Source organism: Nostoc sp. UIC 10630 (assembly GCF_010747425.1).
GTDB lineage: Bacteria > Cyanobacteriota > Cyanobacteriia > Cyanobacteriales > Nostocaceae > Nostoc.
This window is the reverse complement of sequence record NZ_JAAGOG010000008.1, coordinates 1-17,312: the sequence shown is the minus strand read 5'-3', so window position 1 is coordinate 17,312 and position 17,312 is coordinate 1. Positions and strand designations below refer to the sequence as shown.

The window sequence follows — 17,312 nt, the reverse complement described above, 5'->3', positions numbered from 1 at the left end:
TGTAGGTAGAGCGTTTGCCCTACCTACTGATTATCCTGCTTCCTTTGTCATTTGTCCTTCGTCCTTTGTCTAAAACTAATGACTAATGACCAATGACTAATGACTAAATTAGTAAGTTTCTACGTGCCAGCGACCGGCTTTCTTTAGTTGCTTCTGGTAATCACTCCAGGTTACGCCTTCCTTAGCAGCAGCAGCAGTTAAGGCTGCATCAATACCTTCTTCCATACCCCGCAAACCGCAGATGTAGGTGTGAGTTTTTTCATTTTTAATCAACTGCCACAATTCATCAGCATGTTCTGCTACGCGGTCTTGAATATACATTCTACCGCCTTGGGGATTTTTCTGTTCGCGGCTAATGGCAGCAGTTAGGCGGAAGTTATCAGGATATTTTTGTTGAATTTCTTCCAGTTCTTCCTTATATAAAAGGTTTGGAGTTGTTGGTACGCCAAATATCAGCCAAGAGAATCCTTTAAATTGGTATTCTGGGTTAGCGGCTCTTTCCGCATCTTTAAACTGCCGCCACAGATAAGCCCGCATAGGAGCAATACCTGTTCCAGTCGCCATCATAATGACATTAGCTTCAGGATCTTGGGGTAACAACATTTCCTTACCCACAGGCCCTGTAATTTTTACCTCTGCCCCTGGTTCCAAGAAACACAGGTGTGTAGAGCAAACACCGTAGACTGTTTCGCCAGTTTCTGGGTGCTTATACTCCAACTGGCGGACGCACAGTGATACTGTCTTATCATCTACATCATCGCCATGACGAGTTGAGGCGATGGAATACAGTCTCAGTTTCTCTGGTTTACCGTTTTTGTCTAATCCTGGTGGAATAATCCCAATACTTTGACCTTCTATATACTTCAAATCCCCACCAGATAGGTCAAATTTAAGGTGTTGAACAATACCAATACCACCTTCTTTAACTAGTGGTTCATTAGATATTACCTTGCCAATAAACGGAGCATTGGGACGGTAAGTGTTAACAGGAACGTCACCGTGGTCTTTTTTGGCTTTCGCTTGAGTCATGGTGTTGCCTTTCTTGTCCTTGTTCTGTTCTTCAGCACTATGAGTATTTACAGGTGTGGCTTTACCATTCCCTTCACTGTTAGCAGTTTCCCCAGATTTAGCTAATTCGCTGACAACGCTTGTAGCATTCCCAAATGAGGCTTTACCATTAACTGGCTCTAGAGCATTTATATGCTGGATGCTAACAATTGTGCCGCCTAGACGAGTGATACGTCGCATTTCTTGATTCATGCGGTTGTAAGGCACTCTGATGAACACACTGCCACTTTTCCGAATTGGGTAGTTAGTTTGATCAGTTTCTTCGCTCTGACGCAAACCCACTACTTCATAAACGAAGACGCGGCTACCTAATTCTGTGTTGGCAGCACCCTCAACAGCACCTTGATTGTACATTCTTTCTACCACTCCGATAATTTACTTAACCGTTTTTCAAAAAAAACTATTCCTATCCCATGCCAGCTTTAGTTTACCGGATTTTCGTTTCACAAAACTGGCTCTCAAGGAAAAACGGCATCATTAAATTAATGCCTTGCTAAGTACACTCACCAAAGACATGCAGGCATAGCAAAAAACACACCTGTTCACCTTCTAAGGTAAATGATAAGTCTTGTGGAGAATGTTAATAATGAGTCAATTTAATCTTTTTTTTGTTAACTACCACCCACATCAGCGAGATAGTTTTTTACTTGACTACCCAACGAGCAACTCACAATAGCAGATATTGATAGGAGAACTAGTTTGATTGGTGGAAGCTACCACTCAGTTGACCTCCAAAATTTGCCGTTGTGTTTACTTACTTCGAGGACTTAAATCGGGGAATACCAATCCCGGAAAGTTTTCTTTCCGTTGGTTTTCATTCACCAAATCTACTGCTCTCTCGAAATGTTGTTAGCTATATTTTATGACCTGTCTAGAGATAATTACATGAATATTACAACTTCAGCTACAAACATAGCAATCGAGAGAACCGTGATTTAAGTAACTATAATAAGTTTCACTTGATGTGAAAAATCTGTCAACCTCTATTCAGTACTTTGCCATAACCCAAACGCTTGTATTTGACCATATACATAAATTTACAGCCAATAATTTGACTAATGCGAGTTGTTGGCTCATTCGTTGGGTAGATTTTTGCTTTGAATATCTTAAGTATTGTCGAGTAGGAATTACAATTTAAGAACACAAAGGAAATTCGCGGCAATGCGACAATAATAAATTATACCTTATCATCTTAATTATATAGAGTCACAAGTAGCAGTCTAATAAAGTTGCAAAGCTGATGGGCAGTACTGATCCCCATTTTTAAATTAACAACTAAATGATCTAAAAATGATTCATGAACCACGCTAATTCTTCTTGACAGTAATCTTGTATGGGATACCCCCTTCTGTTAAAATCAAATATACCACTAGGATTAAATACTTACCGGCACCAACATTCAGGCTAGTCCGACGAGTAGCAACTTAATTACTTTGTTGCCTACCCGCTTGGTGTCTTATAGATGTGCTAGGTAGCAAGAACGCAGGATAAACCAAAGAGGTAAACTCCTGGCTTCAGAATCTGCTGTGTGAAAAAATATTGACACAATTTTAGTATTTTAGAGGGGATTTATGACAAGTAAGCCGGAACGCGTGGTACTGATTGGAGTAGCCGGAGACTCTGGGTGCGGGAAATCTACGTTTTTGCGTCGTTTGATAGATTTGTTTGGTGAAGATTTGATGACAGTCATCTGCTTAGATGATTATCACTCCTTGGATCGCAAACAGCGTAAAGAAACTGGGATAACGGCACTAGACCCCAGAGCAAACAATTTTGACCTAATGTATGAGCAAATTAAAACGCTCAAAAGTGGTCAAGCAATTGATAAGCCGATTTACAACCACGAAACTGGCTTAATCGACCCGCCAGAGCGGGTAGAGCCGAATCACATTATAGTTGTTGAAGGACTGCATCCTTTATATGATGAGCGGGTGCGATCGCTAATCGACTTCAGTGTTTATTTTGATATTAGCGATGAAGTCAAAATCGCCTGGAAAATCCAGCGAGATATGGCTGAACGCGGTCATCGCTACGAAGATGTCTTAGCGCAAATCAATTCCCGCAAACCTGACTTTGAAAAGTTTATCGAACCACAAAGAGAATTTGCTGATGTAGTTCTCCAAGTATTACCCACCAACTTGATCAAAAACGACACAGAGCGCCGAGTCCTACGAGTACGTATGCTCCAACGGGAAGGTAAGGAAGGCTTTGATCCAACCTACCTATTTGATGAAGGCTCAACAATTAATTGGACTCCCTGTGGACGCAAGCTGACCTGTTCTTATCCTGGTATGCAACTATACTACGGTTCAGATGTTTACTACGGTCGCTATGTCTCAGTACTAGAGGTAGATGGTCAATTTGACAACTTGGAAGAAGTAATTTATATCGAAACCCATCTCAGCAATACATCCACCAAATATCAGGGTGAATTGACTCATTTGTTACTCCAGCACCGTGAGTATCCAGGTTCCAATAATGGTACTGGTTTCTTCCAAGTACTTACAGGTTTAAAAATGCGTGCTGCCTATGAGCGTTTGACAGCTACGGAAGCAAAGCTAGCGGTTCAGGTTTAAAAACAGCAGTACTTGTGTCAAAGTTTGTGGGGGCGCTTCTGGGTGCCCCTTTTTTTGTGTTATTAAATACATTTAGTCTACGAAATAATTACCATAAATTTATTTTTTTTACAGATACTTACCTTATAGTGAGTGGTTTTTATCAATATCAACAAGATACTAACTACTGAAGTATAAATATTGTTATGATTTCATAAATTAATGTGAGTTCGACGGCTCCTAGGAAACTAAATTGTTTCTCTCAAGGCATAACGAATGCCGTTCGTTGGAAGCACACGTTAAATTTAGGTAGTTGAACTGAATACCACATTTAGTCAGCAAAAAAACTCAAGTCAGGAGGAATTTGCTTTGTCTCGTCGATATCTATTTACCTCCGAGTCAGTAACCGAAGGTCATCCAGATAAAATCTGCGATCAGATTTCTGATACCATTCTGGATGCCCTACTGACACAAGACCCTAGCAGCCGTGTCGCTGCTGAAGTAGTAGTTAACACTGGTTTGGTGCTAATCACTGGTGAAATAACCACCAAAGCAAATGTGAATTTCGTCAATCTCGCCCGTAAAAAAATTGCCGAAATTGGCTATACCAATGCTGATAATGGCTTTTCTGCTAACAGCACCAGCGTTCTGCTGGCTTTAGACGAACAATCACCTGATATTGCCCAAGGTGTTAACACCGCTCAAGAAACGCGCCAGCAAGATAGTGATGAGCTATTCGACAAAATTGGTGCAGGCGATCAAGGTATAATGTTCGGTTTTGCCAGTAACGAAACACCAGAACTGATGCCCTTACCCATCAGTCTCGCCCACCGCATTGCTCGCCGATTGGCAGCAGTTCGTAAAACAGGCGAATTGTCATACCTGCGTCCTGACGGTAAAACCCAAGTAACTGTGGTCTACGAAGATGGGCGGCCAGTAGGTATTGATACTATTCTAATTTCCACTCAGCATACAGCCACTATTGGGGAAATTACGGATGAAGCGGCTGTACAAGCCAAAATTAAACAAGACCTCTGGTCGGCGGTAGTCGAACCTGTTTTTGGCGATATTGACATTAAGCCTAACGATCAGACGCGTTTTTTAGTTAACCCCACTGGCAAATTTGTCGTTGGTGGCCCTCAAGGAGACTCTGGTCTAACAGGACGGAAAATAATCGTTGACACCTACGGTGGTTATTCACGACATGGTGGCGGCGCTTTTTCTGGCAAAGACCCCACGAAGGTAGACCGTTCTGCGGCTTATGCAGCTCGCTATGTGGCGAAAAACATTGTCGCTGCTGGGTTAGCAGAAAAAGTTGAAATCCAGCTATCTTATGCAATTGGTGTAGCGCGACCAACAAGCATTTTGGTAGATACCTTTGGCACTGGCAAAGTGGATGAAGAAACCTTACTGGAATTAATCAACAAACACTTTGAACTGCGTCCAGCAGGGATTATCCATACCTTCAACTTACGTAACTTACCAAGTGAACGAGGCGGACGTTTTTATCAGGACGTCGCGGCTTACGGTCATTTTGGGCGGGCTGATTTAGACTTGCCTTGGGAACAGACCGATAAAGCCGAATTGTTGAAGCAAGCAGCAAACGAGTCACTTTCGGCAGTAGTTGCTCAAGCACTAACTTAGACTTATACGCGACTGCAAAAACTTAGTTTATATATCTGAGGGTATAGGCAACTTCAAAAATTGCCTATACCCTTATTTCTCTTTCAATTGTCGCACGAAAGGCGGGAGTATCCCCAATACTTGTCGGGTTTTGGGGAAAAGGGGAAGGGGAAAGGGGAAAGAAAAAACCTTTAACCTTTACCCAAAACCCAATTCCGAGTTAAAAATGCTTAATCGAGCAGTATTGGGAGTATCCCAACCGTTTTATTGTGTTGCTTCAGACAAAAATGAGAGAATGAACAAAAGAACCACAAAGAACGCAAAGGTAAGAGGTTTGTAAAGAGCTTTTGTGTCAGTCAAGTGGTTTTTGGAAAAATTGGATGCTCTCCGAAAGCTGAAATTAATCATGTTAAGGTTTTAAGCCAGCACCTTGGATGCTAACTGGTTTTTGGTCATCTCCTTAGTGTCTAGATGCCCGACTCCCCTCAGCGACCGATTTCGACATCTTCAAGGATGCCGAGTGCGTCAGGGACAAGGACAGCTGCGGAGTAGTAGTTTGTAACGAGGTAGGAGATAATGGCCTTTTCGCTGATGCCCATGAATCGGACAGACAAACTGGGTTGGTATTCATCCGGGATACCAGTTTGATGTAAGCCAATCACACCCTGATCTTTCTCACCAGTGCGGAGTATGAGGATAGAACTGGTCTGGTTCTTGGTAATCGGAATCTTGTTACAGGGAAAAATCGGTACATTGCGCCACGTGATTATTTTGCTCCCATCCATATCGATGGTGTCTGGATAGATGCCTCGACGGTTGCACTGGCGACCGAAGGCTGCAATAGTGCGGGGATGAGCCAGGAAGAACCTCGACTTCCGCCGACGGGTGACTAATTCATCAAGGTCATCGGGAGTGGGGGGGCCAGTGCGGGTGTAGATGCGCTGTTTGAGGTCGGCGTTGTGCAACAATCCAAATTCGCGGTTGTTGATCAACTCGTATTCTTGACGTTCCCGCAATGCCTCAATCGTCAGCCGCAATTGTTCTTCCGTCTGGTTGTATGGTTGATTGTACAGATCCGCAACGCGAGTATTCACTCGCAACATAGTCTGAGCAATGCTTAACTGATATTCGCGGGGTGAGAGTTCGTAGTCAACAAATGTTCCTGGTAACGTCGTCTCTGTACTATGACTGGTTGACAACGCGATCGCAGCTTCTCCATACTTGTTTTGTGGAAGTTCTGCACGAATCCGAAACTGCTCAAGTTGAGCCTGTAAGGCCTGCGACTGGTTGAGCAGTTCCCGAAATGCCTGTTGTGGTAGTGCTAATACGGTGCATCGGGTCACAGCTTTGACTGTGAACTTCCAATTGCTTTCTGAATCCACCAAAACGCGATCGCCAAAATAATCACCGTCAGCTAGCATATCCAATAGAGGCTGCTCGTCATATTTGCCAATACCAATCTTGTTCGCCTTGCCATGTGCAATCAAGAAAAGCTGATTGGCTGGCTGACCTGACTGGACTATGATCTCACCAGGTGCGAACTCCTGCTGAACAAACCGACTTGCTAACGCCCTCAGCACCTCGATGTCTTCAAACCCTCGCAGCAAGGGCAACTCACCAAGTTCCTGGGGAATCACCTGCACCTCAGCTCCGGTGTTGGAGAAACTCAACCGCCCATCACCCACGGTATAGGTCAACCGACGGTTCAGCCGATAAGTCCCACCCTTCGTTTGCACCCACGGCAACATCTTCAACAACCACCTTGAGGTGATTTCCTGCGTCTGTGGTGCAGATTTGGTGGTCGTGGACAAATTACGCGCAGCATCTTTACTCAAACTCAGTTGAGGTTGTCCACTCTCAACATTTAAATTTGATTCAATAAAATCCGTCATCACCCCATCCTCTAGTTACTAATAAAAGTGCATGAAGAGTGCTGAGTTCCATTAGCGGATAGCTAAGGTTTAGCCCGTGCTGAGTTAAAAAACCGCCCACTTTCTTGCGGGGTATCAACAGTCAGCCGTAATTTTTACTCACTCAGCACTCAACACTTAACACTCAGCACTCAGCACTCAATATTCAGCACTCCTGATATTTAGCGCCCGATTTCAACATCTTCGAGGATGCCAAGTGCGTCAGGAGTGAGGACGGCTGCGGAGTAATAAGCAGTCACGAGGTAGGAGATGATCGCCTTTTCGCTGATGCCCATGAATCGAACAGATAAACTGGGTTGGTATTCATCGGGGATACCCGTTTGATGTAAGCCGATCACCCCTTGTTTTTCTACACCAGTGCGGAGCAAAAGGATAGAACTGGTGCGGTTATTGGTAATGGGGATCTTATTGGAAGGAAAAATGGGTACGCCGCGCCAAGATGTAACCTGAACGCCGTTGACATCTACGCTTTGTGGATAGAGACCAAGGCGGTTGGCCTCACGACCGAAGGCAGCGATCGTACGGGGGTGAGCTAGGAAGAATCCCGGCTCCTTCCATACCGTCGCTAACAGTTCGTCCAAGTCATCAGGGGTAGGTGCGCCGCTACTGCTGTAGATACGCTGTTTGAGGTCGGCGTTGTGCAGCAACCCGAATTCGCGGTTGTTGAGCAACTCGTGTTCTTGACGTTCCCGCAATGCCTCGATAGTCAGCCGCAGTTGTTCTTCTGTCTGGTTGTATGGTTCATTGTACAGATCGGCTACCCGCGTACTTACTCGCAATACCGTTTGAGCAATGCTCAACTCATATTCTCTGGGTTTGAGTTCGTAATCAGCGAAGGTTCCCGGCAACTCAGCCTCTTGGGGATGATTAGCCGCCAGCTCAATAGCGGCTTCACCCTGGGGAGTCTGTGGCTGGCTCAGGCGAACGCGGAACTGTTCAACATGAGTTCGCAACGCCTCGGACTGAGCGATCGCTCTCTCAAACACCTCTTGGGGTAGCGACAGCACGATGGTTCTAGTAATCGCCTTGAGGGTGTACTGCCAAGTATCCTCGGACTGCACCACAGTTTCATCGCCGAAATGGTCGCCGTCAGCTAGCACATCGAACACGACCTGCTCGTCATACTTGCCAATACCAATCTTGTTCACCTTGCCACGAGCAATCAGAATCACGCGATCGGCAGGCTGGCCAAGTTCGACGATTACATCATCTGGGGCGTACTCCTGCTGAACAAACTGGTTTGCTAACCCGGTCAATACGTCAAGGTTGTTAAACCCTCGCAGCAAGGGCAACTCAGTAAGTTCTAGGGGAATCACCTGCACCGTTGCTCCAGTATTGGTGAAAGTCACCCGTCCATCACCCACGGAATAACTCAACCGACGGTTGACTCGATATGCACCACCTTTTGTCTGCACCCACGGCAATAACTTCAATAACCACCGCGATGTAATTTCCTGGGTTTGCGGTGCAGATTTGGCCGTTGTTGCCAAATTACGCGCCGCTGCTGTACTCAAGGTTAAATGGGGCTGCTGATCTTCTACCAAATTGGGGTCGTTAGAATACGTCACAACTTAATCCTCCACTTTATTAGTTACTAAAAAAACCGATCTCACGCGATCGCATACTGACCTTGAACCAATTCACGGACAAAAAAACCTGACCTTAAACCCTCACCGATCCAATACGCCTAGCAGAAGTCCCCAGCCCTCTGGGCCCACTAAGTAGCCGCCCTGCTAACGAATTACGCAATTCAAATTCCTTATAGCGGTCTACCGTTATATGCCACTTCAGGACACCGCACATCCACTGCTCTAGTTTCTTGACGTATCCGAGCAGTTTCTCGCGGGTACTTGCATCCAGGTTGAAATCATCGAAAAGAACTGGCAGTTCGGTGGCGACGATGAGTTGAAACTGGAGCGCCCTAGAGGTCATCAGGTTGTTGACAACTTCAACGGCCTGCGGCAAATCGCAGTTGAGGAAATTCTGAACGACCAGCACACAGTTATGGATTTCGCCCTCGAATTCGATTTCTTTCTGATAGGAAAAGATATCGTTGGTTAAACAGGCGTAGTCGGCGGCGGAATTATCTAGCGATCGCATCGTTCGGGTGCGGTAAATCTCCTGCGGGATCTCGTTGCCCTGAGCTAGTCGGGACAGACTCATGGTCAGATCCGAGCCAAAAGTCTTACGGCGCATCTCAACATAATCTATCGGGTCGGGAATTCGATTTTGAATCTGGTTGGCGAGTTCCCACACCCAGCTGTCAGTCATATCCTGGATTGCGCGGCGGAACTGAGTCCGCGCGTTGGCAGACATCGGGCCGGCTGTGCGAGACCAAATATCTGCCAAGCCCGCTTCCACAGGATTGGTCGGAACCTCGCTGGGGGTGGAGTCATCTAGAGGCATGAACGCCGACAGTCGGGCGTTGAATACTTTTGCACCAGCCATGTTGCGGTTATTCCCGTAGAGCGCCGGGAAGTAATCATCGGCATAGGTTCCCCAAACAAGCCAGCACGCTGTCAGATTCAGCTCGTGACCAGACCCATTCGGATGGATCAACGCACCGCAGAGGGCTACGTCGGCAACATCAAACTTGTGGTCATCCCAGATGACAGCATCAGGAATCCCAGGTAGTGATTCCAGCATCCCCATCTCGCGCGCCCATTCCTTGGAATGCTTCCGCGCAGCATTCAGATGGGGATTCAAGCTTGTAGTGAAGGGCATATAAAACTTCGGCAGTGTCACTGCTCCCACAGCCTGGTATGGAACGTGAGTGAACCTCTTGAACCTTCCTAAACCCAAGGCCGCATATAACGATCCAATCCGCGCCGCCGATGTGCCTAGCCCTGTGGGGCCTCCCAGAAGTGTGGATGTCGAAGAATTGTCTCCTCCCTTGTTCATGTAACGGCTTGATCGCATGTGCCACTCGTGACCGCCCGATTGCCAGTCCTGGAGTCCTTTGATGTAAAGGAGAACGTTCACACGAGCCACTGGATCTAGTCCGTACTCCTCAAAAAGAGGGGGCAACTCGGTGACGGCAGTGTTATCAAACTGGTATAACCGCGAGGTCAGCAGTTCGTTGGTGAGGTTAGCTGCCTCTTGGGTACTCACATTCAAGAAGCGCTCCAAGACCAACACGCAGTTGGCATTTTCGCCTTCATCCTCCACTTCTCTCTGGTAGGAGAACAGGTCATTGCGTAGATGTACTCCATCGGCAAATGTGTCTTTGAGTACACGCATTGGCCGAGTCGAGGCAATGTCAGCCGGAATCTCTATAAACACGGCGTGTTCGACGAGATCCGCTGACCACGGAGCGCCACCAACTTTGCGGCGCATCTCAATGTATTCGATGGGGTTGGCGACCCGATCCTGGTTAATATTGGCAAGTTCCCACAGAGACTCTTCAAGGAGGTTCTTGGTACTCTCGAAGAACCGAAGTCGCCAGTCCACAGATTTAGTAAAGGCAGTGCGAGACCACAGGTCGGCCAAGCCGCACTCCACGGGGTTGGTAGGTACTGGGGGAGTTTCGGTGGGGTAAATTGGCATGAACATTGGTAGTCTGCCGAGATACTCCTTTGCCCCATGCATGTCTTGGGTGCGCTTATAGATTTCCAGGAAATGATCGTCGAAAAAGAACACCCAAACATACCAGTCGGTTACTAGGTCAAGCTCCGCTCCCGGCGCATCTGGATGGGTATAGGAGCAAAGCAAGGCGTAGTCGTGAGCATCAAATGTGCGCTCGTCCCAGATAGGGGAACTTTCGGCTTCCTCTTCTGAGCCAAGTATCCCCATCTGGTAAGCCCAGGCTTTGGAATGCGATCGCGCCGCTTCCAGGTTTGGATTCAGCCGCGCGGGCCAAGGCATGTAAAATTCTGGCAGTTCAAAGGGTTGCATGATCTGCGCGTAACCTCCTCTGGAGTCTTCTTGCTGTCTTCATTTCGTGGCTGAGATTGGCAATTGATGAGCATCTTCACCAATCGCGCTATGTCCTCACGTGTAGTTTTCTGGTGGTAGCTCGTAATTAAGGGAATAATTTGAAGAAGAAATCAGAATTCAGGAGCAAAGCTAAAGATACTCCGCCTTTGGTCAGAATCAATCATTAAGCAATTCAAACCCGCAACTGATAGCGCAGTTTCTCGTAGGGAATTCAGAGAATGAATTCTGACTCCTGAATTCTGTTTCGATAAAATGCTCTTCAGTCCAGATAAAAAGCTATGTGAGTTTTAGCTCAAGTTTTCTATACCCAAAGATAGGAGATTTGAAAAATCTGTTTGAGTTATTACTCATTTCAGATGATGGCAAATGAATGTTTCTTAATTTATGGTGTTCTCATAATCTTTCATGGTTATAGAAAAAAAGCAATACGTAGGCTCAAGCATTTAAACAGATAGTTAAATTCAAAATTGAACAATTAGAAGACAGTTAAGACAGTTAAGCGGATAGTTAAATTAATTAGAAGACAGTTAAGACAGTTAAGCGGATAATTAAACTATTTAAGACAGTTATTAAACAATAATTACTGATTGTAAATCTTTGCAACTAAAGCAATATGGCTCAGTTCATCCACAAACAAATTAGAGGCTGTAAACCCAAACCTATATAAGTCAGCCCAATGATGATATATATGAAAAAACTGTGGTTTCGCTAGATGCTTTGGACGTGATGTCTTTCTATTAAATTTTGTTTTTGTTTCAGTACACAGAAACAAAAAAACTTTAAAAATCACAACTGCGATCGCTGCTAGAATCAAAAAAACATTCTAACTAGCTTTTAACCACAAACCCAGCTAGCAGATTAGATTTATTACAGAATTCAGAAAAATGGGAAAGGGTTAATAGAAAGCCCTTTTCCTCTCTTACAAAAGCTACACTTGTGTGAAATAACAATAAGATTCCGCACTTTTTTTATAAATTGGGAATCTTAATCTTTCCAGTTAGTCTGAACAAATCCTATTTGAATCAATACTTGACTAATTTGCGATCGCAGTTAACTAATTAAGTATCTTTCTACTTCGTTACCTCTGCTCCCGCTTTGTTTGACTCATTAGATGAATAAGTAGATTCTGTCTTCTCTGATTGCGTTTCACTCGTTTGTTGCAATTGGTTGAGATGAATGTTGTTCACTTGAACAATAAAGTATTCTAATGCTTGACTTGCCTTTTGTTGCTGTTGGCTTTCGTCAGACACATCATAACAACGATAAGGTGGAGTTACACCCAATATAAATTTCTCTTGTTCAGCTTCTAACAATTCAACTGCTGTGTTAGCAGCAAGAGAATTCTTCTGAAAAGGAAAAGAGGTAACGATACTGGCAACTATAGAAGCAATAGCTGGGCAGAGTACAGGCAGCCATTTGAGCCAAGCTTGTCCTGCTTCTAATTTGTCTACCAGAACTAAAATTGGTGTGACTCCTGATAAAATAACTGTCGCAATTTGCAAACTATAGTAAAGGTTCCTTGATACACCTCTAATTTTTTTATAATCGTCAATCAAGTCTTGGCTGTATTGTAAAGCCTTTCCTCTTGTTAGAGTCAGGGTTTCTTTATCCCAAGAATTAGGGTTAGTTAATAGATAACTATACAGTTCAGCTTTTTTGGTGAGTTCTGACTGATAAGCTGCCTTCTTATAGTTCTGAAATACTTGTCTATTGATAAGTAACAAAAAAAATAAGAAAGTTAGAGCTACTGCTCCAGAAATGACAACTGTTTTATCTTCTGAAAGAAAAACAATAAAGAGTGCAGAAGAAACAAAAGCTGCAAGTAATAAATATTCAATTACCTTCAAGTTAAATAACTTTTTCTCATCTGATTTAGAGGATAAATTTTCAATCCTATCGGAAACTTTCTTTTGGTTTATTTGATTAAGATTAGGTAGTTCAGAAGTAGTCATTGCCTTTTACTCAATTCGTTATCGGGTGAAATGTCGCAACAAAATGAATAGCAATAAATAGAATTAATTGTGCTGAGGGTGTAGAAGTCAGGACAATTTCGCAAATATATAGAGTCCTAACTTTTGCTTAGATATCCCTTATATAATTGCTCTTAAGTAGCTTCTCCCTTAGCAAAACCTTCTAGCATCTACTATTAGCTCCCATTTTGTGATTGACTAGTTGGCTGAGATGCTTTACAAAAGCCAGAAATGTTTCTTTCTGTTCACGTAAAATTATCTAGACCCAGCAAGTCTAATTAATCCTAACCATACATACATTTGATTGATAACACAAGGCTTTTTTTGATGGTAATTTTACTTAGCCAACAAAACACTTTTAATACATTTAGCGTACTTATTCCAAAAAATATATGATTTGGACTTTGCAATAGTCGAATTGTTTTTTGGGGAATTTTAAGCCTATCGGGGGTGTTAAGCTGTCGTATCGAGATTGGCAGACAACTATTTCGACAGGAAATTATACAAGATTCTCTGATTTATCAAGATATCCTTCAGAGAGGAAGATAGCAGGAAGCGCTAGCACTGATAAGATGCGAACAATTGCAGAAATTAACGAGAAAATCATCCGCCAACGTGCAGTAGTGTTGACAACTGAAGAGTTAAAAGCACGAGTTGTAGAAATTGGTGTTACTAAAGCGGCTAAAGAAGTTGATGTAATTACCACTGGTACGTTTGAGCCGATGGAATCAAGCGGTGCAATTATCAATCTCGGACACACTGACCCTCCGATCAAAATTCGTCGTTGCTGGTTAGATGGTGTACCAGCATACTCTGGTTTTGGGGCAGTAGATTTATATTTGGGTGCGAGTTGTGCCGTGGAGACGACAGACGGAGAAGAAGTCCGAGAACGTGGCGGCGGTCATGTAATCGAAGATTTGATCGCTGGTAAAGCTATACATGTAAAAGCGCAAGGACAAGTAACAGATTGTTACCCCAGAGCAAGTTTTGAAACTACAGTTACCCGTGAGACGATTAATCAGTTTTATTTATTCAATCCGCGCAATCTTTATCAAAATTTTATTGTTGGTGTAAATGGTGGTGATCGCCCCCTCTTCACCTATCTGGGCCCTTTACAACCCCGTTTGGGGAATGCCGTTTACTCTAATCCCGGTGCTATTTCACCCTTACTCAACGATCCAGATTTGCAACTCGTTGGTATAGGGACTCGAATTTTTTTAGGCGGCGGTATTGGCTATGTTGCCTGGGAAGGCACTCAGCACTTCCCCTTACAAAAACGTTTAGCTAATCGTACACCAATTGGGCCTTCTGCGACTTTAGCTTTAATTGGTGATGCCAAACAAATGGATGCTCATTGGGTGCGGGGTTGTTACTTTAAAAGTTATGGCCCCTCATTGATGTTAGGTGTTGGTGTTCCACTCCCTGTATTAAATGAACAAGTAGTTGAACACTGCGCTGTACAGGATAAAGACTTAGTAGCCCCAATAGTAGATTTTTCCATTCCCCGGCGCGTTCGTCCCACCTTTGGTTTGGTGAGTTATGCCCAACTCAAATCTGGGAGGATCACTATTGAGGGCAAAGCTGTACGCTCTGCCCCCTTAGCGAGTTTGTTTTTTTCTAGGCAAGTCGCCCTAGAGTTGAAAAAGTGGATCGAAGCAGGGACATTTACCCTCACAGAACCAGTTTCTCCAATTCCGATGGAGCGATCTTTTCTACCCCAAGACCGTCGAACGGATTTTTGATCTTGGGGAGCAGGGAATAGGGTGAGCCGGGGAGGCAGAATAATTAATGACTTCTGATTACTGAGCCATGCCCCATGCCCCATGCCCAATTCCCCATTCCCTACTCTTGAGTCGGTTTCGGTCGCTTGATGGGTTTAGGAGCAGGCGTTTTTGGTATAGGTTTTGACACCACAGAGGTGTCGCCGCCTGCGCCTGTTTTCTTGATGGGACGCGGAGTTTCGCCACTGCGTCTGGGGGGGAATGGTTTTCTACCACCAGCACCAGCACCACCGCTACCGCCAGCACGAGGGCCACCTCTGAATGGTGGTTTGCGTTTTTTGGGCAAGTCAGCGATCGCTTCAGCTTTTTCTACTATCAAAACATCAGCTTCTCGCTTGGCTTGGAAATCCCAGAACTTTCCTACCGCTTTGGTGGTCAGGACACCTCTCAATTTCAACTTGAAATACTTGGGTTTGTCAGTTGGTTTGCGTGCAGCCTGCCTAATTTTGACTACCAAACTCTTAGCGTCAAAAGATTGGTAGACTACCTCACCACGAACAGAAAAACCACCATCAGCTACTTCTGATGAGGGGATCGTGGGAATTGTGCTTAATTCAGAATTTTCGGATAAGCCATCATCAAGTGTCTGTGACTCTTGCAACTCTAAATCTGACTCGTCCTCATCTGTTGAGCTTTTAGCCAGATTTTCTGGCTCCCAAACTCCGACGATTTGGATGTGCAAGGTGTCATTTTCTTGTCTTGTACGTGGATATACTACCCACAAATGTTCTTTTTCTAAGTCTAGATGATTCTTGACTAAGCTCATAATCCGGCCTAGGAGGACGGCATTGAGTTCTACACCATCTGTGGTTAGCAGTGTACCTTGAGTAAATTGTTCGCTGCTAGCATGATAGCGACCCCGGACTAATCCAATCGCTCGGTACTGCATCGGTTCGCTGGGAGGCGGAATCGGTTGCTGTCGATTGACTAAGTTCCCATTTGAGTCAGTCTCGCTGGGGTTGACAGGCGAATTTTCAAATTTAGAGGGCTTGGGTACTATGTGAACATTAGAGGCAGCCTCTATTTTATTTGGGCCCTGGTTAGAGGCAGAAGAATTGGAGGATTCAGGCAACGGCATCAGGTCGGAATTCATAAAAACTCCTTGCGGCGGAGACACATCCCATTGTGGGATTTTATAAAGGTAGCTGGAAAGAGCATTTGTGCGACTGATGAAAGTATATTTGCTTTTCACAAAGTCACACTAGGGTACTCTATAACAATACTAAAGGCGCTAAATTGAGTGTATAAACACTAAATGTGTAATTTAGCGCCTTTACACTAGTTTCGGAAGCATATCATAGCTACAATTCTGACGGCTCCTCCTAAAGTCATCACTTACTTTAGCAGTGTAAATAGTTAATTGTTATAAAATTCACAGGCAATTGGCGGTATTCCGCAAAGTTTTGGAAATTTTTAACTTTACGATTTGTGTAAATGATAATGTCATTAAAATTTAGGAGAAAGACAAAACTGTGTCTCAACCGCGCAATCGTTGGATAGTTCAAATCGTCTTGGCGCTGGCAATTCTTGCTTTTGTGGGTGTTTCGGTGATTCCCATAATTGGAGCATTTAATAATACGCCACCCTCAAACCAGAATACTGCTAGCACCAGAGGCACTTTGACCTCTGCTGACCAAAAATCAAAATTGGAAGATGAAGTACGGGGTTATGAACTGGTTTTGCAAAGGGAACCAGAAAATCAGACTGCGCTTAAGGGCTTATTGCAAGCGCGTCTACAACTACTGAGTCAAAAAGAAAAAAGTGAGGTTAAACCAGCAGATATCCAAGTCGTCATTGAACCCCTGGAAAAGCTAGCCAAGCTGAATCCCGAACAGTCAGAATATTCAGTGCTACTAGCTCAAGCTAAACAGCAAATAGGCGATCGCGAAGGAGCCGCTCAAGCTTATCGCGCAATTTTGTCTACCAAACCTGGCGATTTGAAGGCTTTGCAAGGAATGGTGGCTTTGTTAATCAGTCAGCAACGCCCAGAAGCAGCTATTGGTTTGCTGCAAGAAACCCTCTCGAAAGCAGCCCAAGCAAATACAATTCAGCCTGGAAGTGTAGATACAGTAGCCGTGCAGGTGTTGTTAGGTTCTGTTCATGCTTCCCAGAAACGCTACGCTCAAGCTAGCTCTGTATATGACCAGGCAATTAAGAAAGATCCTAAAGATTTTCGCCCCGTTGTGGCAAAAGCGATGCTCTTGAAACAACAGGGCAAAGATGCAGATGCAAAACCTTTATTTGATAGTGCCGCAGCTTTAGCACCTGCTCAATACAAAGACGAAATTAAAAAGGCAGGAATGACTTCCCCCATTCCTAATTCAGCCGTATCTCCCGCGCCTTCATTGAAAAGTACGCCTAAGTAATGGGCATTGGGCATGGGGCATTGGAAAGAGGCGAAAGAGGGGAAAGAGCTAATTTTATTATTCTCCCCCTGCCTCCTCTGGC

Annotated in this window: 10 protein-coding genes; 4 read left to right on the top strand and 6 right to left on the bottom strand. The window is 44.5% G+C overall.

Annotated elements, in window-relative coordinates; all coding sequences use genetic code 11:
- Positions 1-108: 108 nt before the first annotated feature.
- Positions 109-1,422, bottom strand: coding sequence for a ferredoxin--NADP reductase (petH, locus tag G1O98_RS04050; RefSeq protein ID WP_163927403.1), 1,314 nt, complete (start codon positions 1,420-1,422; stop codon positions 109-111).
- A 1,217-nt stretch (positions 1,423-2,639) separates the two neighbouring features.
- On the opposite strand from petH, the gene G1O98_RS04045 reads away from it, so the two are divergent.
- Together G1O98_RS04045 and metK are read left to right on the top strand one after the other, a co-directional pair.
- Positions 2,640-3,644 carry a phosphoribulokinase gene (locus G1O98_RS04045; protein WP_012409283.1) on the top strand — a complete coding sequence of 335 codons (1,005 nt, stop codon included), beginning with the start codon at positions 2,640-2,642 and terminating at the stop codon, positions 3,642-3,644.
- A 348-nt stretch (positions 3,645-3,992) separates the two neighbouring features.
- A complete protein-coding gene (metK, locus tag G1O98_RS04040; protein WP_163927402.1) occupies positions 3,993-5,267 on the top strand; it encodes a methionine adenosyltransferase in 1,275 nt (424 codons plus the stop codon).
- Between the two features lie 464 nt (positions 5,268-5,731).
- Here the strand turns inward: metK and G1O98_RS04035 are convergent, their stop codons facing one another.
- The 4 genes from G1O98_RS04035 to G1O98_RS04020 form a co-directional block, all read right to left on the bottom strand.
- Complete coding sequence (locus G1O98_RS04035; protein WP_163927401.1) at positions 5,732-7,138, bottom strand: family 2B encapsulin nanocompartment shell protein; 1,407 nt, start codon at positions 7,136-7,138, stop codon at positions 5,732-5,734.
- Between the two features lie 200 nt (positions 7,139-7,338).
- Complete coding sequence (locus tag G1O98_RS04030) at positions 7,339-8,745, bottom strand: family 2B encapsulin nanocompartment shell protein (protein ID WP_163927400.1); 1,407 nt, start codon at positions 8,743-8,745, stop codon at positions 7,339-7,341.
- 94 nt (positions 8,746-8,839) lie between these two features.
- Positions 8,840-11,071: a family 2 encapsulin nanocompartment cargo protein terpene cyclase gene (locus tag G1O98_RS04025; RefSeq protein WP_163927399.1), complete on the bottom strand. Its 2,232-nt coding sequence runs from the start codon at positions 11,069-11,071 to the stop codon at positions 8,840-8,842.
- Between the two features lie 1,112 nt (positions 11,072-12,183).
- On the bottom strand, positions 12,184-13,065 hold the full coding sequence (locus G1O98_RS04020; RefSeq protein ID WP_163927398.1) for a DUF4231 domain-containing protein: 882 nt from the start codon (positions 13,063-13,065) through the stop codon (positions 12,184-12,186).
- 590 nt (positions 13,066-13,655) lie between these two features.
- Here G1O98_RS04020 and G1O98_RS04015 point away from each other — a divergent pair.
- Positions 13,656-14,825 (top strand): homocysteine biosynthesis protein, encoded by a 1,170-nt coding sequence (locus tag G1O98_RS04015; RefSeq protein WP_114084048.1) that lies wholly within the window; start codon positions 13,656-13,658, stop codon positions 14,823-14,825.
- 100 nt (positions 14,826-14,925) lie between these two features.
- Here the strand turns inward: G1O98_RS04015 and G1O98_RS04010 are convergent, their stop codons facing one another.
- Positions 14,926-15,957 carry a hypothetical protein gene (locus tag G1O98_RS04010; RefSeq protein WP_163927397.1) on the bottom strand — a complete coding sequence of 344 codons (1,032 nt, stop codon included), beginning with the start codon at positions 15,955-15,957 and terminating at the stop codon, positions 14,926-14,928.
- Positions 15,958-16,336: 379 nt separating this feature from the next.
- On the opposite strand from G1O98_RS04010, the gene G1O98_RS04005 reads away from it, so the two are divergent.
- Positions 16,337-17,230 (top strand): tetratricopeptide repeat protein, encoded by an 894-nt coding sequence (locus G1O98_RS04005; protein WP_163927396.1) that lies wholly within the window; start codon positions 16,337-16,339, stop codon positions 17,228-17,230.
- The last annotated feature ends 82 nt before the right edge of the window (positions 17,231-17,312 follow it).

Coding starts and splice junctions, on each gene's coding strand:
- G1O98_RS04025 (WP_163927399.1), bottom strand. CDS start 11,071: ATGCAACCCTTTGAACTGCCAGAATTTTACATGCCTTGGCCCGCGCGG.
- G1O98_RS04015 (WP_114084048.1), top strand. CDS start 13,656: ATGCGAACAATTGCAGAAATTAACGAGAAAATCATCCGCCAACGTGCA.
- G1O98_RS04045 (WP_012409283.1), top strand. CDS start 2,640: ATGACAAGTAAGCCGGAACGCGTGGTACTGATTGGAGTAGCCGGAGAC.
- petH (WP_163927403.1), bottom strand. CDS start 1,422: ATGTACAATCAAGGTGCTGTTGAGGGTGCTGCCAACACAGAATTAGGT.
- G1O98_RS04010 (WP_163927397.1), bottom strand. CDS start 15,957: ATGAATTCCGACCTGATGCCGTTGCCTGAATCCTCCAATTCTTCTGCC.
- G1O98_RS04035 (WP_163927401.1), bottom strand. CDS start 7,138: ATGACGGATTTTATTGAATCAAATTTAAATGTTGAGAGTGGACAACCT.
- G1O98_RS04020 (WP_163927398.1), bottom strand. CDS start 13,065: ATGACTACTTCTGAACTACCTAATCTTAATCAAATAAACCAAAAGAAA.